The organism is Halalkalirubrum salinum (assembly GCF_005543295.1).
Taxonomy (GTDB): Archaea; Halobacteriota; Halobacteria; order Halobacteriales; family Haloferacaceae; genus Halalkalirubrum; species Halalkalirubrum salinum.
Window position 1 is genome coordinate 176,033 of sequence record NZ_SRSG01000010.1, and the last position, 22,788, is coordinate 198,820.

General features: G+C 60.9%; 24 protein-coding genes. 12 read left to right on the forward strand and 12 right to left on the reverse strand.

The features are described 5' to 3' along the window. Nucleotides 1-133 precede the first annotated feature (133 nt). The 5 genes from E5K03_RS04335 (at nt 134) to E5K03_RS04355 (ending at nt 4,481) form a co-directional block, all read left to right on the forward strand. On the forward strand, nt 134-724 hold the full coding sequence (locus E5K03_RS04335) for a 50S ribosomal protein L15e (RefSeq protein WP_138005138.1): 591 nt from the start codon (nt 134-136) through the stop codon (nt 722-724). Between the two features lie 109 nt (nt 725-833). Next, nucleotides 834-2,504, forward strand: a complete 1,671-nt coding sequence (locus tag E5K03_RS04340; RefSeq protein WP_138005139.1) for a methyl-accepting chemotaxis protein — start codon at nt 834-836, stop codon at nt 2,502-2,504. A 69-nt stretch (nt 2,505-2,573) separates the two neighbouring features. After that, nucleotides 2,574-3,386 carry an SAMP-activating enzyme E1 gene (ubaA, locus tag E5K03_RS04345; protein WP_138005140.1) on the forward strand — a complete coding sequence of 271 codons (813 nt, stop codon included), beginning with the start codon at nt 2,574-2,576 and terminating at the stop codon, nt 3,384-3,386. A 100-nt stretch (nt 3,387-3,486) separates the two neighbouring features. Further along, entirely contained in the window at nt 3,487-3,960 is a 474-nt protein-coding gene (locus E5K03_RS04350) for a PaaI family thioesterase (RefSeq protein WP_138005141.1), read from the forward strand. Nucleotides 3,961-3,998: 38 nt separating this feature from the next. Continuing rightward, nucleotides 3,999-4,481 carry a CopG family ribbon-helix-helix protein gene (locus E5K03_RS04355; RefSeq protein WP_138005142.1) on the forward strand — a complete coding sequence of 161 codons (483 nt, stop codon included), beginning with the start codon at nt 3,999-4,001 and terminating at the stop codon, nt 4,479-4,481. 6 nt (nt 4,482-4,487) lie between these two features. Here the strand turns inward: E5K03_RS04355 and E5K03_RS04360 are convergent, their stop codons facing one another. From E5K03_RS04360 to E5K03_RS04370, 3 genes are all read right to left on the reverse strand, one after another. Further along, nucleotides 4,488-5,333 (reverse strand): phosphatase PAP2 family protein, encoded by an 846-nt coding sequence (locus tag E5K03_RS04360; RefSeq protein ID WP_138005143.1) that lies wholly within the window; start codon nt 5,331-5,333, stop codon nt 4,488-4,490. Further along, entirely contained in the window at nt 5,333-7,126 is a 1,794-nt protein-coding gene (locus E5K03_RS04365; RefSeq protein WP_138005144.1) for an ABC transporter substrate-binding protein, read from the reverse strand. Before E5K03_RS04365 ends, E5K03_RS04360 begins: the two co-directional genes overlap by 1 nt. 87 nt (nt 7,127-7,213) lie before the next feature. Further along, complete coding sequence (locus E5K03_RS04370; protein ID WP_138005145.1) at nt 7,214-7,888, reverse strand: DsbA family oxidoreductase; 675 nt, start codon at nt 7,886-7,888, stop codon at nt 7,214-7,216. Between the two features lie 159 nt (nt 7,889-8,047). Between E5K03_RS04370 and thiD the strand changes: the two genes are divergently transcribed. Then, nucleotides 8,048-8,866: a bifunctional hydroxymethylpyrimidine kinase/phosphomethylpyrimidine kinase gene (thiD, locus tag E5K03_RS04375; RefSeq protein WP_138005146.1), complete on the forward strand. Its 819-nt coding sequence runs from the start codon at nt 8,048-8,050 to the stop codon at nt 8,864-8,866. Nucleotides 8,867-8,868: 2 nt separating this feature from the next. Here thiD and E5K03_RS04380 read toward each other — a convergent pair whose 3' ends face one another. Further along, complete coding sequence (locus E5K03_RS04380) at nt 8,869-9,774, reverse strand: CPBP family intramembrane glutamic endopeptidase (RefSeq protein WP_138005147.1); 906 nt, start codon at nt 9,772-9,774, stop codon at nt 8,869-8,871. A gap of 3 nt (nt 9,775-9,777) precedes the next feature. Then, nucleotides 9,778-11,988, reverse strand: coding sequence for an ATP-dependent protease LonB (gene lonB / locus E5K03_RS04385; RefSeq protein WP_138005148.1), 2,211 nt, complete (start codon nt 11,986-11,988; stop codon nt 9,778-9,780). Nucleotides 11,989-12,154: 166 nt separating this feature from the next. On the opposite strand from lonB, the gene E5K03_RS04390 reads away from it, so the two are divergent. Together E5K03_RS04390 and E5K03_RS04395 are read left to right on the forward strand one after the other, a co-directional pair. Then, the gene (locus E5K03_RS04390; protein ID WP_138005149.1) at nt 12,155-12,670 is read left to right on the forward strand and encodes a nicotinamide-nucleotide adenylyltransferase; all 516 of its coding nucleotides are present in this window, start codon (nt 12,155-12,157) and stop codon (nt 12,668-12,670) included. After that, on the forward strand, nt 12,667-13,434 hold the full coding sequence (locus E5K03_RS04395; protein ID WP_138005150.1) for an SAM hydrolase/SAM-dependent halogenase family protein: 768 nt from the start codon (nt 12,667-12,669) through the stop codon (nt 13,432-13,434). The genes E5K03_RS04390 and E5K03_RS04395 overlap by 4 nt, the downstream gene beginning before the upstream one ends. A gap of 28 nt (nt 13,435-13,462) precedes the next feature. Here E5K03_RS04395 and thsA read toward each other — a convergent pair whose 3' ends face one another. Then, nucleotides 13,463-15,016 (reverse strand): thermosome subunit alpha, encoded by a 1,554-nt coding sequence (thsA, locus tag E5K03_RS04400; protein ID WP_138005264.1) that lies wholly within the window; start codon nt 15,014-15,016, stop codon nt 13,463-13,465. Nucleotides 15,017-15,205: 189 nt separating this feature from the next. On the opposite strand from thsA, the gene E5K03_RS04405 reads away from it, so the two are divergent. Continuing rightward, nucleotides 15,206-16,033: an amidohydrolase gene (locus E5K03_RS04405; RefSeq protein ID WP_138005151.1), complete on the forward strand. Its 828-nt coding sequence runs from the start codon at nt 15,206-15,208 to the stop codon at nt 16,031-16,033. 51 nt (nt 16,034-16,084) lie between these two features. Here the strand turns inward: E5K03_RS04405 and E5K03_RS04410 are convergent, their stop codons facing one another. Both E5K03_RS04410 and E5K03_RS04415 read right to left on the reverse strand, forming a co-directional pair. After that, nucleotides 16,085-16,996, reverse strand: a complete 912-nt coding sequence (locus E5K03_RS04410) for a glycosyltransferase family 2 protein (protein ID WP_138005152.1) — start codon at nt 16,994-16,996, stop codon at nt 16,085-16,087. Between the two features lie 93 nt (nt 16,997-17,089). Continuing rightward, entirely contained in the window at nt 17,090-17,362 is a 273-nt protein-coding gene (locus E5K03_RS04415; RefSeq protein ID WP_137197353.1) for a winged helix-turn-helix domain-containing protein, read from the reverse strand. Between the two features lie 195 nt (nt 17,363-17,557). Between E5K03_RS04415 and E5K03_RS04420 the strand changes: the two genes are divergently transcribed. Next, nucleotides 17,558-18,265, forward strand: a complete 708-nt coding sequence (locus E5K03_RS04420) for a class I SAM-dependent methyltransferase (protein ID WP_138005153.1) — start codon at nt 17,558-17,560, stop codon at nt 18,263-18,265. A gap of 21 nt (nt 18,266-18,286) precedes the next feature. On the opposite strand, the gene E5K03_RS04425 is transcribed toward E5K03_RS04420, so the two are convergent. From E5K03_RS04425 to E5K03_RS04440, 4 genes are read right to left on the reverse strand one after another with little or no spacing between them, the layout of a single operon-like run. Next, entirely contained in the window at nt 18,287-18,691 is a 405-nt protein-coding gene (locus E5K03_RS04425) for a TRAM domain-containing protein (RefSeq protein WP_138005154.1), read from the reverse strand. Between the two features lie 55 nt (nt 18,692-18,746). Continuing rightward, nucleotides 18,747-19,463: a YkgJ family cysteine cluster protein gene (locus tag E5K03_RS04430; RefSeq protein WP_138005155.1), complete on the reverse strand. Its 717-nt coding sequence runs from the start codon at nt 19,461-19,463 to the stop codon at nt 18,747-18,749. Between the two features lie 55 nt (nt 19,464-19,518). After that, nucleotides 19,519-20,298, reverse strand: coding sequence for an MBL fold metallo-hydrolase (locus tag E5K03_RS04435; RefSeq protein ID WP_138005156.1), 780 nt, complete (start codon nt 20,296-20,298; stop codon nt 19,519-19,521). Beyond that, nucleotides 20,298-22,043 (reverse strand): radical SAM protein, encoded by a 1,746-nt coding sequence (locus E5K03_RS04440; protein ID WP_138005157.1) that lies wholly within the window; start codon nt 22,041-22,043, stop codon nt 20,298-20,300. The genes E5K03_RS04435 and E5K03_RS04440 overlap by 1 nt, the downstream gene beginning before the upstream one ends. Before the next feature lie 105 nt (nt 22,044-22,148). On the opposite strand from E5K03_RS04440, the gene E5K03_RS17080 reads away from it, so the two are divergent. After that, on the forward strand, nt 22,149-22,307 hold the full coding sequence (locus tag E5K03_RS17080) for a DUF7559 family protein (protein WP_171006588.1): 159 nt from the start codon (nt 22,149-22,151) through the stop codon (nt 22,305-22,307). Beyond that, nucleotides 22,304-22,777, forward strand: a complete 474-nt coding sequence (locus E5K03_RS04445; RefSeq protein WP_138005158.1) for an Hsp20/alpha crystallin family protein — start codon at nt 22,304-22,306, stop codon at nt 22,775-22,777. Before E5K03_RS17080 ends, E5K03_RS04445 begins: the two co-directional genes overlap by 4 nt. The last annotated feature ends 11 nt before the right edge of the window (nt 22,778-22,788 follow it).

The window sequence follows — 22,788 nt, forward strand, 5'->3', positions numbered from 1 at the left end:
TCGAAGCCCTTAATTGACCCACGAGGGTAAATCATACAACTCGCTGGTGTGCGGGCTTCCAGTGGGCACCCGAACAGTCGGGACGATATGTGGCGGTCTGACCGCTGAATCATCAATCGCCCGCGGTGAAACAATGGCACGAAGCTTCTACTCACACATCAAGGAGGCGTGGCGAAACCCCAAGGAGGGGAAACTCGCCGAACTGCAGTGGCAACGAAAACAAGAGTGGCGCAAGCAGGGCGCGATCGAGCGGATCGATCGCCCGACCCGGCTTGACAAAGCTCGCGAACTTGGCTACAAGGCCAAACAGGGCGTCATCGTCGCTCGCGTGTCCGTCCGCAAAGGCGGCGCACGGAAAGAGCGCTTTACCGCCGGGCGACGATCGAAGCGCCAGGGCGTCAACCGGATCGGTCGCCGCAAGTCGATCCAGCGGATCGCCGAAGAGCGCGCGACGCGCAAGTACCCGAACCTCCGCGTGCTGAACTCCTACTGGGTCGGCGAAGACGGCTCCCAGAAGTGGCACGAGGTCATCCTCGTGGATCCGAGCCACCCGGCGATCGAAAACGACAGCGACCTCTCGTGGATCTGTGAGAGCCAGCACACCGATCGCGCGCTCCGTGGGCTGACGAGCGCGGGCACAAAAGGTCGCGGCATGCGAAAGCGCGGCAAAGGGACCGAGCACGTGCGCCCCTCTGTCAACGCGAACAGCAACCGCGGCAAATAACGCGTCTCGAAACTCTCGTTTTTTGTCGACCAACACCCCTAGCGACGCAATTATCAGAGGTCGAGAATTTCGGCCGTGGATTTAGTATTCGACAGAAGAACGTCTGCGCATGCAGTCATCGCTTCGAGACGGATACGAGTCTCTGCTATGGAAAACGATGGACGTACTCAGGGTGACAGAATCCGTCGAGCGGAAGATCCTCGTCGCAGTCGGCATTCAATTCAGCGTGTCGATCGGGATGTTCCTCGCGCCGCTCATGGTTTCGGGCACCACGCTCTTAGTAACGCAAGGCGGGCTCTTTTTTGCGGCCGGTGTCGCGTTCGTCAATACAACGCTGATCGCCCGCCGCGATCTGGTCACTCCACTCGACCGTATCGCGGCTGCGATGGATTCGATGGCTCGCGGGCACGTCGACACCGATCCCATCGAAACCAGCCAACGCGATGAGGTTGGCGCGCTCGCCCAGTCGTTCAACGGCCTCCAGTCGTATCTGCGGACGGTCGGCGGACAGGCCGACGCGCTCGCCGAACAGTCCTTCGACGATCCGGTGCTCGAAGAGCCAGTGCCGGGACCGTTCGGCGAATCGATCACGACGATGGCCGAGCGGTTAGAAGCGCACACCACCGAACTCAAAGCTCGCTCTGCGCGGCTCGAAGGGCTCGTCGCTGCGTTCGAGTCGTCAACGGCGGCAGCTGGTGACGGCGATCTGACAGCGACGATCGACGCCGATCTCGGCGGTGATGGGACGTACCGACAGGTAATCGGCGGCTACAACGAGCTGCTGGGTCGCCTCGGCGGATCGATCGGCGACGCTAGCCGGTTCGGCCGGACCGTCGCAGCGTCGGCCGACGACGTGGCCGACCGGGTGGGTGAACTCGATCGCGCGGGCACGGAGATTGCCACAGCAACCGACGATATCGCCGCGGGTGCAGAAACACAGCGCGATCGGCTCGAATCGGTGTCTTCGGAGGTAAATACCCTCTCGGCGACCGTCGAGGAGATCGCCGCAACCGCTGATGCCACAAGCGACACTGCGACGACCGCAAACGAGATCGCTCGGACGGGACAGACAGAAGCAACGGAGACGCTTGCGGATCTCTCTGCGATCGAGTCAGCCATTGAAGACGTGTCTGCGTCCGTTGAGGCGCTGAGCGGCCGGATCGACGAGGTCGACGAGATCGTCGCGCTGATCGAAGAGATTGCCGAGGAGACGAACTTGCTCGCGCTCAACGCGTCGATCGAAGCCGCGCGCGCCGACGGAGGCGACGGCTTTGCGGTCGTCGCGGATGAGGTCAAATCGCTCGCCGAGGAGGCTCGCGAATCCGCCGAGGAGATCGCGACACTGCTGTCTGAGATACAACAGCGTTCCGACGAGTCGGTTTCGGAGGTCCAGACCACAAAAGACAGCGTCGCCGAGAGTATCGACTCCGTCGAGTCGTCGTTGGAACGATTCGACGAACTCGCCGCGGTCGTGACTGACGTGACCGACAGCGTCCACGAGATTAGCGACGCGACCGATCAGCAGGCGCGATCGGCTGAGGACGTCGCTACGCTCGTCGAGGAAGTGACCGAGATCAGCTACTCGACGGCCGACGACGCCGAGGCCGCCGCAGCGGCCGCAGAAGAGCAGACGACCGCGCTATCTGGTGTCGCCGAAACCGTCGAAGAACTCTCCACTGGCGCGACGGAACTGGCCACGATGTTGGGACGCTACGAGACGCCCAGAGAGCGCGAGGAGGCGGCAATCGAAGAGTCGGCGGCGGTGCCAACCGTAGACTGAGCGGCCCGCTGTGAGCGTGACCACGGTGGCCGGCGAAGGCTTATTTCGGACGCTGTCGAACCAGACGGTATGACACTCTCACTCAATTCGACACAGCTCGATCGATACTCCAGACACATCATCATGGACGAGGTCGGACCCGAGGGCCAAGCGCGCCTGCTGTCGGGATCGGCGCTGGTCATCGGCGCGGGCGGGCTGGGCGCGCCGGTAATTCAGTATCTCGCCGCAGCAGGCGTCGGGACGATCGGGATCGCCGACGATGACATCGTCGAACGGTCGAATCTCCAGCGGCAGATAATTCATACTGACGCGAACATCGGCACCCCAAAGGTCGACAGCGCGGCGGCGTTTGTCGAAGCGCTCAACCCCGACGTGGCCGTGGAGACCTACGAAACCCGTGTGACCGCCGGCAACGTTGAATCGTTGCTCAACGGCTACGACGTGGTCGTCGACACCTCCGACAATTTCCCGACGCGATATCTCGTCAACGACGCCGCGCGGCTCGCGGGTGTGCCGGTGAGCCACGGCGCGATCTACAAGTTCGAGGGACAGGTGACGACACTCGCTCCGGACGGGCCGTGCTACCGATGCCTGTTCCGTGAGCCACCCGAGCCTGGTGCCGTACCGGACTGTGCGACTACCGGGGTGTTAGGAGTGTTGCCCGGAACCGTCGGGTGTATTCAGGCGACAGAAACGGTGAAGTTGCTGTTGGACGCCGGCGAGCCGCTCGTTGGCCGACTGCTGTTCTATGACGCGATGGACATGAGTTTCGAGACGATCGACTACCAAGCGAACCCCTCGTGTCCAATCTGTGGGGACGATCCGATCGAGTCGATTGAGGGAATCGAGTACGAGAGCGGCTGTCAGGTCCGCGCTGACTGACCTGACGCTCGGTTTGTCGGTAGCTCTCCAGGCAAAACAACCGCTTGTCCGATTGTTTCGGTTCACGGACATTTTTGAAATCGGTTGTCGAGTAGAGAGTATGGACGGGCTCGCAGAGCTGTTGAATGACACCCCATTCGTGGCAGACATGGGAATCGAGGTACTCGAAGCGGCCGACGGAACGGCGATCGGTCGGCTCGAACTGGCTGAGAGACACTCATCGGTTCCGGGCGGCGGTGTCGCTCATGGCGGAGTCACGTACGCACTCGCAGATACCGTCGGCGGCGCGGCGGCAATTTCGCTGGCCGGCGAACCAACGCCGACGATCGACATGCGGATCGACTACCTCGCACCCGCAAAAAGCGACCTCCGAGCGGAGGCGACAGTCGTTCGTGCCGGTGGAACCGTGACCACCGTCTCGGTTCGGATTACCGACGCAGACGACACACACGTCGCCGACGCACAGGGAACATTCAAATCAGCCGGCGGAACCGAGACCTCTGTGTGGGGAACGCCAACCGCCACGGAGTCAGCCGATCGAACCGCAGACAACTCCCGGCAGGACAGAGGGTGATGCTAAGGGTTATTACTTTTAGGGTATCTTATTAATATATGACTGTTGTCAGCGTCTCGATGCCCGAGGAACTTCTCGAACGGATCGATCGCTTTGCGGACGAACACGGCTATACCGGCCGCAGCGAGGTCGTTCGTGAGTCCGCACGGAACCTACTTGGGGAGTTCGAGGACAAACGCCTCGAGGATCGAGACCTGATCGCAATCGTGACGGTTCTTTTCAATTACGAGACGACGAGCGTCGAAGAGCGGATGATTCGGCTCCGACACGAACACGAAGGACTTGTCGTTTCGAACTTCCACAGCCACGTCGGGAATCACTACTGTATGGAGCTTTTTGTTCTCGAAGGCGGACTCGAGGATATCTCGACGTTTGTCGGAAAGGTACGGGCGACCCAAGAAACACTCACCGTCGATTATTCGGTGATGCCGGTCGACGATTTCGGTCCGTTTGCGTCTGAGATGAACAGCACACACGGCCACGATCACGATACCGCAGACCAATCGACACAAACAGAGTGAGACCGATCAAGAGCGGGCTTCGGCTGGCTCGTCTGCAGTCGACGAACGGCCGATGAACGAACCAGTCTTTACGTAGCGCCGAGCGCCCTCGACTGAGACGACCGCGAGGACGATTCCGGCGATCACATCGAGTAGCCAGTGGATACCGAGATACATCGTCGAAATGAAGACGCTGACCGCCAGCACGATCGAGATCCACAGCCAGATCGGATACTCTCGTCGGGTATGAAATGCTAACAGCGCGACAGTCGCTGACAGTGACGTGTGCAGTGAAGGAAACACATTCGTTGGGACGTTGACCGACCGCGTGAGGAACTGAAACTGCGGATACGTATCGAACAGCAACGACTCGACGAGACCTGGGCCAAACGAGTTTCGCGGACCGTACGCAATGAATATCAGATAGCATATCAGTCCGAGGCCGTAATTCAGCGTGTACGCGAGGACCAGGCTTCGAAAGTGCGTCTGGTCAGACAACGAAAGGTACGCCAGAAACGGGAAAATCAGCAAAAACCCGTAACCAAACACGTAGATGTATGAAAAGTACGCAGTAAGCAGTGGCGTCGCAAGCGACTGAATGTAGATGACGACGCCGCCCTCAATCTGCCTGATGAGCGGTGTGATGTTCCAACCGAACACCCACGAGAGGTTTTGCGTCGCGTCGCGAATCAACCCATTGGTTACGAGCACGACGAGAAGGACAGCGATGAGATGCTTCGCATCGAGCAGTCGGGGAATGGCCTCTTTTCGGAGTTCGAGCAGTCGCGCAGGACCGATAAACGCGATCGAAGCAACGAGACACGCTGAGACGATGACGATCGCGACCTGAGTGAGTACAGATACTAATCCCATTAGCGATTCCTCACGACGAGTTCGTCCTCATCGTTGAACTGAAAGCCGTGTTCAGTAAACTGTTCTCTGGCCATCGTGACGTTTAGTTCACCGGACCCGTCGTCGAAGAAGGGAACGATGGGATCGCGTCCATCCCACTCAAGCGACGGCGCGAGCCACTCGGTTCCAGCAACCGGACTTGTGATCGGCTCTCCAAAATCATCGGTCACATCCGCAACGAGTGCAGCCTTGTCAAGCAGTTGTGCAACGGTACGTCGAAAGTGGGGATTGCCAAGCGGCGATCGACGCGTATTGAATCCGAGATGGTAGAATCCGTGTGATGGGCTGACGATGAGGTCGAGCGCAGATTCTTCCCTGATCCGAGGGATAACGCCAGGACCGAGTGTCGAAAGCGTCGCGTCTGCATCGCCGATCGAGACCAACTCAACCGCGCTGCTGTCTGTACCTGCCAGTTGAATCTCCAATCGATCAAACGCAGGCCCAGACCCATACGGCTCAGGTATTGTTGTTTCGCGGCCGTCAACGAGAAAATGTTCGTCGAACAGTTCGAATGCGGCGCGTTCGCCATCAGTCGCCGATTCGAATCGAAGCGGACCACTTCCGACGGGTTCGGGGTTGTTCCACACAACTGCTTCGGTTGTTTCGCTGTTGACTTCAATCCCGGCGATCGTCGCAGGGCCAGTCTTGTCAGCCCAGACGTGTTCGGGGAGTAGTGGGACGGTGAGCGCAGTCGGCGCGATCTCACGACTCACATCGTCGAAGGAAATTCTGGCTGACCTATCAGATTCAACGACGACATCGGAAACAAGCGAGGAGCGCCCACGGTATTTTGATGTCGGGATCGGATCCTCGGCATTTCCAAGCGACGTGTCCGTGAGGAACTGGTAGGTAAACGCGATATCATCAGCGGTGATCTCGGTCCCATCGTGCCACGAGAGATCCGGGCGAACGCTAACAGTCGCTTCGACCCCGTCGTCACGCCGATCCCAGTCAACAGATTGGGCGAGCCACGGGATCAGTTCGTCGCCATCGCGCCTAGTGAGTGGATCGTAGAGCAGTCCGATAATCGCGCCGTGCCGTCGGAACTCCGCGGCGATCGGGTTCCGGTTGACCGTAATCCGTTGGTCATTACTCGCCAGCCGGAGGGTGTCTGTCTCATCGTCAACACGGGTAATCCCCAATAACCCGAGCGGAGCGGTTGGCCGGACTGGATTCCACTCATCAAATTGGTCGGTCCGAATTGCCGTCAGTTGATCAATGAGTGCGATCGGAACGAACGGCGCAGTCCGTGCGAGATGTTCTTGCAGGTCGAAGACAGTCTCACGGCGTTGGCCACCGCTCTGTGCGCGTTGGGCCTCAAGGAGATCGTTACATTCGAGATTGGTGAATCCGAATGGATTCTGCCACCCGGGCTCAGCGTCGAACATTGAGTGCGACAACGGGTAGAGTGCGTCGGGATCGAACTCAAACTGTTCGGGAAATTGGCCGACGTAGATATCGAAATTGTGGTTGATGAGGACCTGTCGGTAGAACTCCTCGGGTTCCAGTGGCGTGAGCTGCGCGTCAATGCCGACCGCATTCAGTGACTCAACGAGTCGGTTCGCAGTCGCGAGCCCAAAGGGAGCGGCGTCACCAGGGATCGTCTTGACGTCGAGTGAGAGCTGTTCAGGACGGTCGCGGCCGGCAACATTTCGAGCTTGGCGGACGCAGCCAGCGCTTGCGAGTACGCCGAACGCACCGCCGGCTGCGAGGAGCGATCGGCGAGTCAGCGTGGAGGATAGTGCGTTCGACATTCGTTGTTCTCTGTAAAATATTGCGTGCTACATATAACAGTACTGCGATCGGCCGTCAACTATCGGCGTCGGTACGAACGTTGGTGGTTAGCGGCCTTCGACGAGTCGGCGGAGCTGTTCTGGTGGCACAGCCCCCCGAGCGGCGTATCCGTCGTAGGCGAACGTCGGAACGCCCGTAATCCCGTGGCGCTGGGCGTCAGTGAATCGCTGTCTGACGTCCTCACGGAGCGTTTCGTCGTCCAGGGCCGATCGAACGTCCTCGCCGTCGACGCCAGCGTCGGTCGCGAATTTGACTAACAGCTCGGTATCGCCGATGTCGCGGCCCTCTTCCCACAGCGCCGCAAAAATAGCCTCGTCGAAGGCAAGCCACGTCTCGTAGTCGTAGTGTTCGTGCACATAATAAGAGGCGATCTGGGCGGGTAGTGAGTCGATGTCGGTCGCGATGTCGAGGTCCATGTCGACGTCATATTTCTCTGCGAGGCGGCGGACGTTTTGTTTCGCCTGCTGGAAGTACGCGTCGTCTTTGCCGTCGTCGATCGAATGATCCATCGTCCCGTCCGGCCGGCGCTTCTGGCTGCGAAGATCGAACGGATGCCACTCGATCTGGAGTTCGTCTTCGCGTGTCTCCTGATACTGGTCGAGAGATGTCCGGCCCAGATAACAGAATGGGCAGACGTAATCGGAGTAGACGGTGATCACTGCTGGGTCCGCGTCAGCCGATCTGTCCGTCGCCGTAGATGAATCGTTTTGATTGTGGCTCATGGTAGTCTGAAGTCGTTCGACAGGGAAGAACGTACGGTGGTTTTCGTGCCAGCCTGCACAGCCGGTCACGCCCAACCAACTGACGCTATCGAGAGTAGCGACGATCACGTCAACAGCGCGATCGACATACGTATGATTATCGAGTAGTATCACCTACGTATGATCTCGTACGAACCACGATCGCCGCCAGTTGCGGCGACGATCGCCGGCAGCGACAGCGGTGGCGGCGCAGGCATTCAGGCGGATCTGAAGACGATGGCGGCCCACGGCGTCTTCGGCACCTCGATCGTGACCGCAGTGACCGCCCAGAATACCCGTGGCGTCGAAGGGTCGTATCCGCTCGACACCGAGCAAGTCCGAGCCCAGTACAAGGCTGTTGTCGATGATTTCGACGTTGGAGCGATCAAAACTGGCATGCTCGCGACCGCGCCGATCGTCGAGACCGTCACCGCGTCGGTTCGGTCCTTTGAAGGGCCAGTCGTTGTCGATCCAGTGATGATCGCTGCGACGGGCGATCGACTGTTGAGCGAAGCCGCCGAGGACGCCTACGGCGAACTCATCGCCGAGTCGACGCTCGTCACCCCGAACGCCGACGAGGCGACAGCGCTGACCGGAATGCACATCCGAACGGCGGCGGATGCAGCCGCAGCGGGACGAGCACTCGTCGATCGCGGGGCGGACGCGGCGCTCGTGAAAGGCGGGCATATCGACGGCGAGACCGTCGTCGACACGCTGGTGCGTCGGAAGAGAGACGCCGTGGCGGTCGATCGCTTCGAACACGAGCGCGTCGACACCGACGCGACCCACGGTTCGGGCTGTACGCTCTCGAGTGCGATCGCGGCGCGGCTGGCGCGCGGAGCGGCTCTCGACTCGGCGGTCGAATTGAGCGTCGAGTTCATGGGTCGTGCGGTCCGCTATGGCGTCGACGTCGGTGGCGGCCCCGGAGCGGTCAATCCACTCGTCGACAGCAGAGAGTAACGTCAGATCGAGAACGGATCGGCCCCGAATCCTTCATGGACGACAAATTCGAACGCATTGACGATGTAGTGTGCGAGGAAGACCGCCACAAGGCTATCGGTCACGATGAACAGCCACGCCAACGCGAATCCAAGCGAGCCCGTAACCGCGATCCCGGCTTTGCCCTGGGCGCCGTGGCCGAGCCCGAACGCGACCGAAGAGCCGATCGCCAACAGCCACGGCGAGACGCCGAATCCGGTGTGCATCGCCCCAATCAATACCCCGCGGAACAACAGCTCTTCGAATCCCGCGATGACCGGAAGCACAACGACGAGCAGGACGATCCAGCCGCCGATCGATTCCGGGGCGAGCAGCGTTCGAAGCCGTTCAGATCCAGAGAGCCCCCACTTTTCGGCGTGGCTCGCACCCATCTCGTTGAGCACATAGAGCACAACCCCGGTTGCGGTCCCGAGTGCGAGCGCACTCGGTGAGAGGCCTGCGGGATCGACCCCAATCGCCGACAGGGGGATCGCCGCGAGCCAGATGGCCGAAACGAGCAAGCCGGCAAAAAGCCCGTGCGTGAACAGCACGTTTGCGAGCAACAGCCACGAGGGAATATCGTCAGACCCCGAGGCGACCCTCTCCTCCGGTGCCGGTGGCCCGATTGCAGCGGGATCTTCAGAGGACGATTCAGGTGGGGCTGGCTCGGACCGATCGTCCACGGCGGACTGTAGATCGGACTGATTATCCACAGTCGAGGCTGGCTTAGATCGGTCGTCCGCGATCGGGGTCGACTCAGATCGATCGTCTGCGATCGTCGGCGTCAGTTCTTCACTGCGGGTAACCGCCGGGCTCGAAGCACGCGCTAAGCCAAGCAACAAAAGCAAAAGAACAAGCGAGACGGCTGTAAACGCCGTCCACGCTGTCATCGTCTACTGCGGACTCGGACTCTTCGGGCCGGCGACGGCCTGGTTGTCCGCGAGCGCAGAGCCGGTGATGCTTTTCAGCCGCGAGACGAGCGAGTCCTTGTCGCCCTCGCTTTCGAGCGCGATGTCGAGTACCTCGCTGATATGGCTGACCGGCCGAATATCGACCATCTCATCGTACTCGTCTTCGATCATCACGTCCTGTTCGTTCGCCTTCGGGATAATGACCGTATCACAGCCAGCCTTTGCGGCGGCCTCGATCTTGTGAGTCACCCCACCGACGGGAAGCACGTCGCCGCGGACCGACAGCGAGCCGGTCATCGCCAGCGATTGGCGCACGCCGACATTCTCAAGCGCGGAGATGACCGCCGTGGCGACGGTGATCGACGCGGAGTCGCCGTCGACACCCTGCTGGCCGGTCTGAACGAACTGGATGTGAACGTCTTTTTCGGCCAGATCCTGATCGGAGAACTTCTTGATGATTGCCGAAACGTTCTGGACAGACTCTTCGGCCATCTCTTTGAGTTGTCCGGTCGCGATCACTTTTCCGGGCCCCTGTGAGGGCGTGACCTCCGCCATCACGGGAAGCATAATGCCTGAATCTTCGCCCATCACGGCCAGCCCGTTGACGCGGCCGACCTCGTAGCCGTCCGAGACCTGCAGTTCGTAGTCCTTGCGGCGCTCGATGAACTCGTCGGCTAGCTGCTGTTCGATCGATCGCGAGCGCTGTTTGGCCTGTAGGACGTGGTCACGGGTAGTGTATTCGGCACCCTCGCCGCGAGCGATGTCGCCGGCGACCCGAACCAGCCCACCGAGGTTCCGGAAGTGAAGCGTCAGATGACCCTTCCGACCAGCCCGGCGCTTGGCTTCGAGGATAACCTCCTCGATTGCCTCGGCCTCGAACTCCGGCAGCCGACCGTCGTTTGAGACCTCTTGGGCAACGAACCGTGCGTACTTGCGGCGCATATCGGGGGTGTCGTCGATCGTGTCGTCCATGTACACCTCGTAGCCGTATCCCTTGATCCGGCTGCGCAGTGCCGGGTGCATGTTCTCCATGGCGTCGAGGTTCCCCGCTGCGATCATGATGAAGTCCGTCGGGACCGGTTCGGTCTGGACCATCGCACCCGAGGAGCGCTCGCTCTGGCCGGTGATCGAGAACTCGCCCTCCTGGATGGCTGTCATGAGGTGCTGCTGGCTGCGGATGTCGAGGGTGTTGATCTCGTCGATGAACAACACGCCCTTGTTGGCTTTGTGGATCGCACCGGCCTCGACGCGGTCGTGGCTCGGCGTCTCCATGCCACCGGACTGGAAGGGGTCGTGGCGGACGTCACCGAGCAGTGCACCCGCGTGCGCGCCGGTTGCGTCGCGGAACGGCGCGGACTTGGTGTCGGCGTTGTTCACGAGCAGGTTCGGCACCATCGCGTCGCCGCCACGGGAGGCGTAGCGGAACGCGAGGTAGATGATACCCGCCGCGAGGATGCCAAGGAGGATCTGCCCGGCGATGATGAGCGCGTAGCCGAGCACCACCGCGATGATGATCCACATGAGGAACGTCCGCATCTGGTTGCGCTTTCTGGCCTCCTCTTTGTGGGCCTCGACGATCTGTTCGCCCTTGCCCGCAGGGACCGTCCGAACTTTCGGCTTGTTGCCGTCGTCAGGGTTGTGGTAGACGAGAACGTCCTGCAACTCCTCTTTCGGGAGCAGTTCGGTCATCGCCTTTGCGAGCATCGACTTGCCGGTCCCCGGCGAGCCGATCATCATCACGTGGCGGCGCTGCTTTGCGGCCTTGATGATGACGTCGCGGGCATGTTCTTGTCCGATTACCTGATCGACAAGCCGATCGGGGATGTCGATTCCCTCGGTTGACTCGATTTTGAGGCCCCCAAGCAGGTCATCTTCGTCGATCTCATCGGCAATTTCCGCGTTTACTTCAACATCACTGCCGAGGTCGTCGATCGACGGGAGATCCTCGTCGGCTTCGTCTTCGGCTCCATTGTCGGACGCCTGTCCGGTGTCGTCACCAGCGCCATTCTCGTGGATCGGTTCGAAGATTTTGTCGTCGGTATCGGCCTGATCAGGCTCGGATGCCGACGGCTCACGGGGGACGTCCGTGTCAGTCCCCTCAGTGCGGCCCGATGGGTCGCCCGAACCGTCAGCGAGATCCGACGAACGCCCGTCTTCTATCGGGCTGTCGTCGTTGTCGGTTTGATTGCTCATAGAATCTTTTCGCTACATGAAATCACGTGCTGTCGACTGATATACTTTCTCCCACTCGCCGCGTTTGCCGTTTCGGTATAAAATGCCGGTAGCCGCGTTCTACGTCCAATTGAGCGGATCTACCTCGACTCGCGGGCTTTATAAATAATCCGTTTGAAATACCAGTATGCGTGGGTTCTACATCGGCCGGTTCCAGCCGTACCACCACGGCCACCACCACATGGTCGAAGAGATCGCCGAACAGGTCGACGAACTCGTTCTTGGAATCGGCAGCGCGGGCGACTCACACTCCCCGCGAAATCCGTTCACCGCCGGTGAGCGGGTGATGATGGTGACGAAATCAGTCGCGGAGTTCGATATGACGACGTACGTCGTCCCGATTGAAGACCTCGATCGAAACTCCGTGTGGGTGAGCCACGTCGAGAGCATGTCGCCGGCGTTCGATGTTGCGTTCTCAAATAATCCGCTCGTCGTCCAACTGTTCACGGAGGCCGGCGTCGAGGTGCGTCAGTCGCCGATGTTCAAACGTGAGATCCTTGAGGGCACCGAGCTTCGACAACGAATGATCGACGGAGACGAATGGCGCGACCTCGTGCCCGGGCCGGTAGTAGACGTGATCAACGAAATCGGCGGCATCGAACGGATCCAACGGGTGAGCGACACCGACGCAGACAGCGTATGATCACGATCGCCTCCGATTTTGGTTCGGTGTATCCGGCCGCGATGAAAGGCGTGATTCTGCGGGAGACAGATGCGAGGCTCGTGGACATCGCGCACGATCTCCCTCGTCAGGACCCACGGGGAGCGGCGTTTTGGCTTCGATTTGCGCTTGTCGAGTTCCCGCCGGCAGTCCACCTCGCGGTTGTTGATCCGGGCGTGGGGACCGATCGCCGGCCGATCGTCCTCCGTGCGGGCGAACACGCGCTCGTCGGTCCAGACAACGGCTCGCTTGTGCCAGCCGCGCGAGCGCTTTCGGACGGCGCGATCGACGCGTACGAGATCGAGAGTCCGGATCCAGCCTCCGCGACGTTTCACGGTCGAGATGTGTTCGCGCCCGCAGCTGCGTGGGTTAACGAGCAGGGTGTCGATGCGATTGAATCGATCGACCAACTCTCGGCGATCGAGCGCTACGTCGATCTCACACTTCCAGAGCCCGACGTTTCGGGCACACAGATCGACGGGACGGTGCTCGTCGTCGACAGCTTCGGGAACGTAATCACAGACATTCCGGGGTCGGCGATCGATGCGGTTGATCGCTGTCTGGTCAACGGCGAGTCGGTTCTGGTCGTCGAGACGTTCGAGGCGGTCGATCGTGGTTCGGCGCTCGTTACTGTCGGGAGCCACGGCTACGTCGAATTGGACGTAAACCACGGCCGCGGCGACGAGCGCTTCGGAATCGATGCGGGAGATTCGATCGAGCTAGTGCTCGTCGACTGCAACGAGTAATAAAAAGGGGAATTGGGCGAAGCGGCGTTTACTCGGCGGCGATCACGTCGTCGATCCGGAGGATCATCGTCGCAGACTCGGTGGCAGACTCGACCGCCTCGCGTTTGACCGCAGCGGGGTCGAGGATACCCGCGTCGATCGGGTTGCCGATCTCACCTTTTTGTCCGGTTGCGATAACGCCGGCGATGCCCTCGCTGTCGTAGCGAGCGCGGAGGTCGACGAGCGCGTCGATCGGGTCCATGCCGGTGTTCTCCGCCAGCGTGCGCGGAAGCGCGTCGACTGCGTCGGCAAACGCCTCGATGGCGAGCTGTTTGCGGCCTTCGACACCAGCGGAGCTGCTGCGGACGTGTTCGGCGATCCCGACCTCGGTCGCGCCTGCACCGGGAACGACGCCGCCGTCTTCGAGCGAGTCGATGACGACGTCGATCGCGTCGTTGAGCGCGCGTTCGAGCTCGTCAACGATGTGTTCGGAACTCCCCCGAACGAACAGCGTGACGTTCTTGGCGTCGCTGCCGCCCTCAACGAACGTGAGGTCGTCGTCGCTGAACGTCTCGACAGAGATCGAGGCCGCTGAGCCGAGATCGGACGCTTCGATGTCCTCGAGCGTGCCGAGGCGCTTTGCGCCGGTCGCGCCTGCAAGCGCCTTTGCGTCCTTTGATTTGACGCTCTTGAACGCGAGGATGCCCGCGTCCGCGAGGTAGCCGGCGACGCGGTCTTCGATCTTTTTCGTACAGAATAACACGTCGACGCCAGCCTCCGAGAGTGCCTCCGCGTAGCCGCGGAGCTCGCCCTCTTCGGCTTCGATCGCCGCGTTGAGCTGATCGACAGAGGTGATGTTATACTCGGCGTCAGCCTCGCCGGTCCGGACATCGAGTTTCGAGTCCAGAATGGCGACGGTTGCGTCTTCGACCGATCGCGGCATGTTGTCGCTGACAGGCGCTTTGTCGATAATAACCCCTTCGACCAGCTCCGTTGCACTCGTCGATGCGCCGGTACGGGTGTGGATGCGGATCTGCTCGCGTGGGGCGTCCGCGCCGGCGACCTGCTGGACCGCGCTGACGACCTGCTCGGCGAGGACATCGGCGGTCACGTCGCCGGTTCCCTTGCCCGTCATGCTCGATTCGGCGACCTGTTTGAGGACCTCGTCGTCAAGATCGACATCGAGAACCTGACTGTCGATCGCCTCCTGGGCGATCCGAGCAGCCTCGTAGTAGCCTTCGACAATGACTGTGGGGTGAATATCCTGTTCGAGCAGATCCTCGGCCTGCGCTAATAGTTCGCCGGCGAGCACGGCAGCAGTCGTGGTACCATCGCCGACCTCGACCTCCTGTGTTTCTGAGACCTCGACGATCATCTGTGCAGCGGGGTGTTCGATGTCCATCTCGTTGAGGATCGTCGCGCCGTCGTTCGTGATGACGACGTCCCCAGACGAGTCGACGAGCATTTTGTCCATCCCGCGCGGACCGAGCGTGGTTCGTACGGCGTTCGCGACGGCTCGTCCAGCCCGAATATTCGAGTCTTGGGCCTCCTGGCCGCGCGTTCGTTGACTACCCTCCGAGAGGATGAACAGTGGTTGCTGCATTCGTGATGCCATGATGAGTAACCTCGTTAGGGAGATGGTTTGCGGTTCTATATAAATATTTCTAATTCAATCGAGGAAATCGCCATACTCCGGCACGATACGGTGTGTCACACACCGGATCAATGAGGTGTCGATCGGGTCAATACCAAGCCGTGAAACCCATGTATCCCGCCCGTATGAGTACACACGATGTTGGAGCTCGAACACGGCTTTCGCATCGTCGATGTGCACGCACACCTCGACGCTGATGCGGTTGCCGTGGAAGTACACGGTCGAGATATCACACCGGAACGGCTGGAACGAGAGCTCCACCAGGCAGGAATCGTCCGATCAGTGGTCGCACCAAGTCCCAGCGCCCCAGAGAAAGGATATCTCCGAGCCAACAACGCCGTCGCACGGCTGAGCGTCGATCGGCCATTCCTCGCATTTGCCCGGTTAAACGGTCCACGAAGACCCATTGTCGGGACCGGCTCGCGGCTTCGGAACACCGTCTCTCGGCCGGACGATCACCACACAAACCCAGACGACGTCGAACAGTACGCCTACGACGATCGCTTTCATGGATTCGTCGTTGATCCCGCCGCTGATGGGGTTCCAACACCTGCGGTAATAGAAACATTACGACAGGTCAAATCGCCCGTGTTGGCGTTTGCGCGCCCGGAGAGCCCGCCAAGTGCGATCGTGGAGGCGCTCTTGCCAGCCCCGTACCCGGTGATCGTGACTGGCTTTGGGGGCTACCCGATGGATCGCGATCGGATGGAACAATCGATCGAACTCCTTGGAGAGTTCGATTCACTGTATCTGGATACCTGGGCGGTGCGGTACCGCGATTTACTGAAACGCGGGTTGTTAGAGCACCCTGATCGAATCCTATTTGCGAGCGGAACGCCAGAGATTCATCCGAACGTCGCAGTCATGGAAATCCTCACGCTCGACGTCTCTGAAGACGCGATGCACCGTGTGTTCGATAAGAATCCGAGACGTGTGATACCTGGACTCGGCCCCGGTACCGTGTGACCGCGGCCGCCAAATTGTCGATCAGCCAGTGATCGGTCAGTCGCTTGGCGGTCACTCGGTCGACAGCTCAACGCCACGCCAGTCGTATCGCGCGACCGCTCGGTCGGCCCGTTTCGAAATCCCGTGCGGGTTTCGGGTCGCGGATCGATCGCGGGCGCGGGCGACCAGGCCATCTGAGAATCCCGTTGCCATCCCGCCCATCACTCGCCAGCCGGAACCGAACCATGCGGTCGGGCGGTTGTCGCCGTGGAGGACGTCACGGGCGGCCGCGAGGCTATCGCTGGTGGCGTGTGACAACGTCCGTCGAAGGACCGTCGGACGGATTCCGTAGTTCTTTGCGAGCCGATATGCGAGTGCGCGGTACTTCCAACCCCAGTCGCGCTCAGGAGGAGACGCACCCGGCTCGGGCGTGGCCGCCATCGCAGGCTCGTAGGCGACCGGCTCGTCCATGCCTGCGAGGCGGTGGGAAAGATCTCGGGTTCCGCCAGTTGCGAGATACTCATCGTAGCCATCCGCAGCAAGGAGCGTATCCGCGTCGAAGACCACGTTGCCACGCTCGAGGTAAACGACTTCTCTGCCGGCAATCGACCGCCGCTCAGGCCCACTCGTCGAGGTATCTGCTTCGGCTGCGACGGGCCCAGTGACGACTTTCGCCTCCGCGAGCCCGGCTTCGATGCCTGCAAGCCAGTGAGGTGTGGCCCGCAGATCGTACCCTAAAAGCGCGATCACGTCGCCGGAGGCGACCTCAATACCGGCATTTCGGGCAACGTTGACCGTTCGATCGGAAATCTCGACGAGCACATCGACATCGTCTCGATCGCGGATCATCCCGGTCGTCCCGTCCGCAGAGGGGCCGTTGACGACGATCGTCTCGGCGGCAGGCGCGACAGCCGTCAACGCGTCCAGACAGCCGGCGAGTTGGTCGCGGCCGTTGAGCGTCGGGACGACCACCGACAGATCCATAGTTGGTACTCGACGAGCGACTACATAAAAGGCCGGATGGCAGACGGCGGGTCAGTCAACGCCGTCAACCAGCGGCTGAAAAATGAATTCCTCTCAGGTGTTGAGGTAGTACACCTGTTTGCGGGCGTCTTTGAAGCTGTACCGCGAGCCGATGAGCCCGGATTCATCGAGGCGGTTCAACGCGTACCGGACAGTGCGATCCGGTAACAACGATTCCTCGGCGAGTTGGCCCTGTGAGAGTGGCGCATCGGTTTCGAGTACTTTTGCGACGAGCTTGGCGCTCGGTGGGAGTTCGCGGAGCCGATCGCGAAACTCCGACTCTGAGAGGTGTTCCTGGCGGTTCGCCTCGACTGGACTAGTGCTCATACTATCCATGAGTCAGAGCTACATGGTAAAGGTTAGCTACATATAGGCCCAACAGATCAATATAATATAATGTGCTAATATCACACTAAATTTGTATGGTAGTTTGTGATGATAATTCGATTATAAATCACACAGCGATGAGAAGTGGGAGTCATCAGTACGGTTTTACTCCTTCGGCGTGCAGAACGTGATACCGTGAAAGGAAAGGAGTGGTATCAGGCCGACGAGGTAGCCGAGGAGTACGATAACAAGCGATTCTCGGAGGGCGGCCGGCTGATCGACCGTCGTGAGAAGGCCGCGGTTCTGTCGGCGCTCGGACCCGTCGAAGGCAAACAGATCCTCGAAGTCGCCTGTGGAACGGGTCGATTCACCGTCATGCTCGCCGATCGCGGCGCGGACATTGTTGGACTAGACATCTCACCGGCGATGATGGCAAAAGGACGACAAAAAGCCAAGGATGCGGACGTCGCCGATCACGTCGAGTTCATGCGCGGGGACGCCGCCCGGTTGCCGTTTCCGGACGATCACTTCGACGCAGTGTTTGCAATGCGGTTTTTCCACCTGGCAGATACCCCAGTCACCTTCCTCCGAGAGCTGCGCCGCGTCTCGAAGTCACAGGTGTTTTTCGACACCTTTCGGCGGCCGAGCACCAGAGTGTTATACAACTGGCTGTTGCCGATGGGTTCACGCCTCTACTCGAACCGAGACGTCGAGAGTCTCTTGGCCGACGCAGAGTTACGGCTCGAAAACGCAAGCTACGACTTCGTGTTGCCGTACGGGTTTTATCGGAGCCTCCCGGGATCGATCGCGCGGCCGTTTCGCTCGATTGACACCGCAATCGGGGCGACAGAAATTGGCGATGCGATCGCCTCAGTCTCGTATTGGGACACTCGCGTCGAGTGAGCAGGGCGCTTCGTTGTAGCGCTATATTTCTTCGTCGACGATTTCGCCGACCGCAAAGTTCGATTTGACCTCGGTGACCTCGATTTTGACCCGTTCACCGACCTCCGCATCGGGCACGATAATCACGTAGCCGCGTTCGACGCGGGCGATCCCGTCGCCCTGTTTGCCGAGGTCTTCGATTTCGACGTATCGGAACTCGCCGGGCTCGACCGGCGGCTGTGGGCCGTCAGTCGGGACGTGCTCCTCATTTTGGGGAGCCGTATCCGAGTCTGGCGTCGCCTGCGAGATGAGCGCCACGCGGTACGTTTTGCCGGCTTCGATCGAGCCGGTTTCGATCTCACGGCGGGGAACCTCAACCGTGTACGTGTCGCCGTCGTCAGTCACTTCCGCGCTAAACAGACAGAGGAGTCGATCCGAGATTTCCATAGGACGTACCCAAACATATGCGGCGATACTCATAGAATTACCGCCCGAGCGTGGTTCAGTCGGAATCGATCGGGCTGCCATCGGGTCGCTTTGGCCCCTCCGAGTCGTAGATGACAACCGGCTCGTCGCCAACACGAGTGTACGAGTCGCGGACACCGATCGCCTCGGTCAACTCCCGAATTACCCGCGTTTTCAGCGCCGCAGCAAGCGCTTCGGCGTCCGATCGCGAGATGTCGCGGCCAAGTCCCTCACACTCGTGGGCGCGAACGTGCCCGACCTCGTCGACCGCCTCGCCCATCGGCTGGCTGGTGCCGCCGAGAGCGACGCTGAACGGGTATGTCTGACAGATCAGCGGTCGGTCCTCGTGTATCGAGCACGCGCCTACGCCGTTAGTCTCGGTGTAGAAGGTGCAGTCGCCACAGCCGTCGGTCGATAGCGCCCACTCGAACGTCTCGCCCGTCTGCGTGCCGTCTGTCTCCGAGAGTCCATACGGCATCGGCCTCGCAACGTCGCGCCAGTCGTAGCCAGTCACGTCCTGAATATCTCTGATTTCGTCAGGGAACACCGTTGCAGTGTGAGGCTCCCGGTCGCCGTCATGGCAGCTGTCCGCAGAGTCGTCTTCGGCCGTCGAGTCGTTCTCGGTTGGTTCGTCGTAGCCTTTACAACACGCCCCACAGCGGGTGCACTCGAAGCCGATCGACTCGATCGCATCTGCGAGGTCCGACACCGACAGGTCACAGGCGCGATCGAGTTCGGCTTCGAGCGATTCCATACAGTCGTTCGCGGACGAAGCGACAAAACCCCGTCGGCAGGTGGACAACCGGCCGTCACAGCATTGTGGCGATCGAGCCGTCCCACGCAAGTTGTCCCTCCGCAGCCAGCTTCTCGAGGTGAGCGATCGTGCTCAGGCGAGCAAGATCGCGGACCCCAGCGAGATCTGTGTCGTAGGCCGCCTCGACGATCGCATCGGGATCGCGCGCGCCGTCAGCGACTGCCTCGTAGATTCGGCGTTCGCGGTCGAGGCGATGCCGGATCAGCCGCTCGATCGTCCCAGCCGGGTCGGTAATTGGCTCGCCGTGTCCAGGGTACAACACGTCCGGATCGCGGTCGGCAAGCAGTCTGAGCGACCGGAGATACACGGCCATATCTGCGCCCTGTCCGCCAACGAAGACACTTCCTGGTTCGATTGCCAGATCGCCGCAGAAAATCGCGGTCTGTTCTTCCTCGAGTTCGTAGGCCACGTGATCGGGTGCGTGTCCGGGTGTGGTGATCGCCGTGAGCGGGCCGATCCGATCGCCGTCTCGAAATGTCGACCCGGGATAGAGGTCGATCGCCGCCGCAAGCGCGTTCTCGGCGCCGTGGAGCGCCCAGATGGCCGCATCGGTCTGCATCCCGTACGCCACGACGCCGCCAAGATGATCTGGGTGGGTGTGCGTCAACACAATGTGTGCTGGGGGAGTGTCGGCGATCGCCGTATCAAGCGCAGGGGTTCGACCGGCAGGATCGACGAGAACCGGTTCGTCGCCGTGGACCAGGTACGTGTTCGTCTTGCCAGTTGGGACTGTGCCGTCAACAGGGACCGGAAACCGATCGACTCGATCGCTCATCAGTCAGCGTCTCCGACGTCAACCGGGCGATCGTCCCCGCCGGCGAACGCCGAAAGGTCGACCGTCCCGTCGAGTGCGTCGCTGAGATCCGCCGTTGAGGCGTAGGGCCGCCCAACAATGAGGTCGCCGGCGCGCTGGCGACCGATCTCCGGCAGCGCGGTGAGTTCGGCCATCGACGCGGTGTTGAAATCGAACGGATACGGGACTGCGGTGACCGATCGGTAGCCGTGATCGACGATCGCAACGTCGATCACTGATCCAAGCGGCCGCTCGCCCGGAAGACCGACGAGAAGCGGATACGTCCCAAGTTGGCGGCCAAATGTCCGGCCATCCTGGTGATACTCCAGATGCACGTCCGGAAGGACGGTTCCGACCGGCGCGAGCCGTTCGAGCATGGGCTGGTCGATTTCCTCTCGAATCTCGCGTTTGTACGATTTGAATCGCTGTTTGTGGTCTTCGGCGATCGCCGCGCCCGTCTCAGACATCTCGGTCCCTGAAAACGCCATGACCTGCCGGATGTTGATCCGTCTGACCATCAACCCGACGTCGTACACCCGCTGGAGGAAGCGCTTGTTGTGTTCGAACGTCTCCAGGGACTCACCTTTCAGCCCGTGGAGGAGATTAATGCCAGGAAGGAGCTTCGGCAGGCGGTTCGCGGCGTCAGGGCCGTGGGTTGGCGCGTCCGCCGGGTCCTCGCCGGGTCGCCAGCCGGCTTCCTCGTTGACGACTTTGATCGCCTCGAAACACTCGTCAGCCGTAACGTTGAGGTTGTTCTCTTCCTGGACGATCGGATCGGCCGATTCAAGTCCGAACGCCGCCGTGTCGCCGGGGGTGTTGTGCTCGGCGATAATCCGGATGCACTCGCGGCTCTCCTCGGGCCAGCGGGCGATCGTGATCGGGTTCATGTTGTCGAGGTGTAACGTCCCAATGTCTGGAACCGCCTCGCGGATCCCCCCGTAGAGCTCTCTGAGTGCGTCTGGGTTCGGCGCCTCGCCGTCGCCGCCGAACGCGAGGATGTCGGCCTGTCGGCCCAGCCGGAAGTGGTTCGCGCCGCGATCGGCGAGTGCGGCGACCTCCGAGACGACTGAGTCGGCCGTCCGGAAGGCAGGATTTCCGTACAGCGGCTCTGTACAGAACGAACAGCGGTACGCACAGCCCCGAGAGGTCTCCATCTCGCAGATGAGATGGTCGGGGTGGTTCGGGTGCTGTTCGACGACGAACGCGCCCGCAGTCGCCCAGCGATCGAGTTCGACGTTATCGCGCATCCGGTTGTTGAACCCCTCGAGCCCACTTTCGATGAGATCGAAGGCGGCGGCCTCAACGTCACCCTTTGCGACGAAATCGTAGTCGAGATCCTTGCGCTCGGTTTCGATGCCGCCGGCGTTCTCTTCACCGACGCCGAACCGAACCGGTCCGCCCATGAGCGCAACGCCGTCGGCCGTCCACGCCAGCTCTTTGACTTCGTCGGGTTCGGCTGGTGTGCCGCCGACGTACTTGCCGGGGACCGTCATGCCCCCGACGTAGATGAACAGGTCTGCGTCAGCGACGTCACCGCGTTTGTGTCGGTCCTCGCGGAGTTCGTCGATCGTGTGATACGTGATCTGCGACTCGGGAACACCGGCGTCGACGAGCGCTCCCGCGGTGACCCGTGGGTACGTCGAAATGTACGGCGGCACACCGAAATGCGCCGGCTCGTCTACGTACCCGTCGACGATCGTGACCGTGAGATCTGACGGGTCTATCATGGGCGTTGATTGCGCGGGAAGACGGTAAAGTCGTGCGGATCAGCCGGCGTGTCTGTGACGGCGAGCGCCACTCGATTTAAGATGCTCCCGACCCAACAGTTTCGTATGCCTTCGACAAAGGAAATCAGGTGTCTCAGCGACGACTGCGAGTTAGACATGTTCGAGAATCATTATACCTACGACGTCCCTGAGGAGCACAGCGTTGCAGACCTTTCATGTCCGTACTGTGGCCGAAACGACAGCCTCGAACTCATCGAATTATGAACGGGTTCGCAGAATACGGCCGATCGGCTGTCAACGCGGTACTCTCGCGAGTCGGTCGCAGCCTCGGACAGGTACAAGAGCGGCGACCGCTCTCGTACGATCTGCTCGAAACTGACGAGGAGTACCTTGTCGTGTTTGACGCGCCAGGGGTCGAACCCGAAGATGTCCAGGTCAAGTTCGCCGACACAACGCTTGAGGTCCGACTCGATCGCTTCCGGAACTTCTACGATGGCTTTGAGATGCGGTTCCCCGGCCGTGGTCTCCGCCTGTCTGGCTCAGTTACCCTCCCGGATGACGCGAGCGTGACCGGCGTAGACACGAACGCCGCAGCGACGCTCACCCGATCGGGCACACTGCAGGTCACGATTCCGAAATCCACGAAGACACAGAGTCTTAAAGTCGAAGCCGAACCGGAGCCAGCAGACGAAACCGAGTCTGAGCCAGCAGAATCCAGCAGCGACGACACGTAGCCGCCCGCGTG

What these genes read in the sequence shown, in the direction of transcription:
- E5K03_RS04390 (WP_138005149.1), top strand. Translation starts at nt 12,155, where the DNA reads ATGCGTGGGTTCTACATCGGCCGGTTCCAGCCGTACCACCACGGCCAC.
- E5K03_RS04445 (WP_138005158.1), top strand. Translation starts at nt 22,304, where the DNA reads ATGAACGGGTTCGCAGAATACGGCCGATCGGCTGTCAACGCGGTACTC.
- E5K03_RS04360 (WP_138005143.1), bottom strand. Translation starts at nt 5,333, where the DNA reads ATGGGATTAGTATCTGTACTCACTCAGGTCGCGATCGTCATCGTCTCA.
- thiD (WP_138005146.1), top strand. Translation starts at nt 8,048, where the DNA reads ATGATCTCGTACGAACCACGATCGCCGCCAGTTGCGGCGACGATCGCC.
- lonB (WP_138005148.1), bottom strand. Translation starts at nt 11,988, where the DNA reads ATGAGCAATCAAACCGACAACGACGACAGCCCGATAGAAGACGGGCGT.
- thsA (WP_138005264.1), bottom strand. Translation starts at nt 15,016, where the DNA reads ATGCAGCAACCACTGTTCATCCTCTCGGAGGGTAGTCAACGAACGCGC.
- E5K03_RS04355 (WP_138005142.1), top strand. Translation starts at nt 3,999, where the DNA reads ATGACTGTTGTCAGCGTCTCGATGCCCGAGGAACTTCTCGAACGGATC.
- E5K03_RS04425 (WP_138005154.1), bottom strand. Translation starts at nt 18,691, where the DNA reads ATGGAAATCTCGGATCGACTCCTCTGTCTGTTTAGCGCGGAAGTGACT.
- E5K03_RS04440 (WP_138005157.1), bottom strand. Translation starts at nt 22,043, where the DNA reads ATGATAGACCCGTCAGATCTCACGGTCACGATCGTCGACGGGTACGTA.
- E5K03_RS04405 (WP_138005151.1), top strand. Translation starts at nt 15,206, where the DNA reads ATGTTGGAGCTCGAACACGGCTTTCGCATCGTCGATGTGCACGCACAC.
- E5K03_RS04350 (WP_138005141.1), top strand. Translation starts at nt 3,487, where the DNA reads ATGGACGGGCTCGCAGAGCTGTTGAATGACACCCCATTCGTGGCAGAC.
- E5K03_RS04340 (WP_138005139.1), top strand. Translation starts at nt 834, where the DNA reads ATGCAGTCATCGCTTCGAGACGGATACGAGTCTCTGCTATGGAAAACG.
- E5K03_RS04435 (WP_138005156.1), bottom strand. Translation starts at nt 20,298, where the DNA reads ATGAGCGATCGAGTCGATCGGTTTCCGGTCCCTGTTGACGGCACAGTC.
- E5K03_RS04365 (WP_138005144.1), bottom strand. Translation starts at nt 7,126, where the DNA reads ATGTCGAACGCACTATCCTCCACGCTGACTCGCCGATCGCTCCTCGCA.
- E5K03_RS04395 (WP_138005150.1), top strand. Translation starts at nt 12,667, where the DNA reads ATGATCACGATCGCCTCCGATTTTGGTTCGGTGTATCCGGCCGCGATG.
- ubaA (WP_138005140.1), top strand. Translation starts at nt 2,574, where the DNA reads ATGACACTCTCACTCAATTCGACACAGCTCGATCGATACTCCAGACAC.
- E5K03_RS04410 (WP_138005152.1), bottom strand. Translation starts at nt 16,996, where the DNA reads ATGGATCTGTCGGTGGTCGTCCCGACGCTCAACGGCCGCGACCAACTC.
- E5K03_RS04430 (WP_138005155.1), bottom strand. Translation starts at nt 19,463, where the DNA reads ATGGAATCGCTCGAAGCCGAACTCGATCGCGCCTGTGACCTGTCGGTG.
- E5K03_RS04335 (WP_138005138.1), top strand. Translation starts at nt 134, where the DNA reads ATGGCACGAAGCTTCTACTCACACATCAAGGAGGCGTGGCGAAACCCC.
- E5K03_RS04370 (WP_138005145.1), bottom strand. Translation starts at nt 7,888, where the DNA reads ATGAGCCACAATCAAAACGATTCATCTACGGCGACGGACAGATCGGCT.
- E5K03_RS04415 (WP_137197353.1), bottom strand. Translation starts at nt 17,362, where the DNA reads ATGAGCACTAGTCCAGTCGAGGCGAACCGCCAGGAACACCTCTCAGAG.
- E5K03_RS04380 (WP_138005147.1), bottom strand. Translation starts at nt 9,774, where the DNA reads ATGACAGCGTGGACGGCGTTTACAGCCGTCTCGCTTGTTCTTTTGCTT.
- E5K03_RS17080 (WP_171006588.1), top strand. Translation starts at nt 22,149, where the DNA reads ATGCCTTCGACAAAGGAAATCAGGTGTCTCAGCGACGACTGCGAGTTA.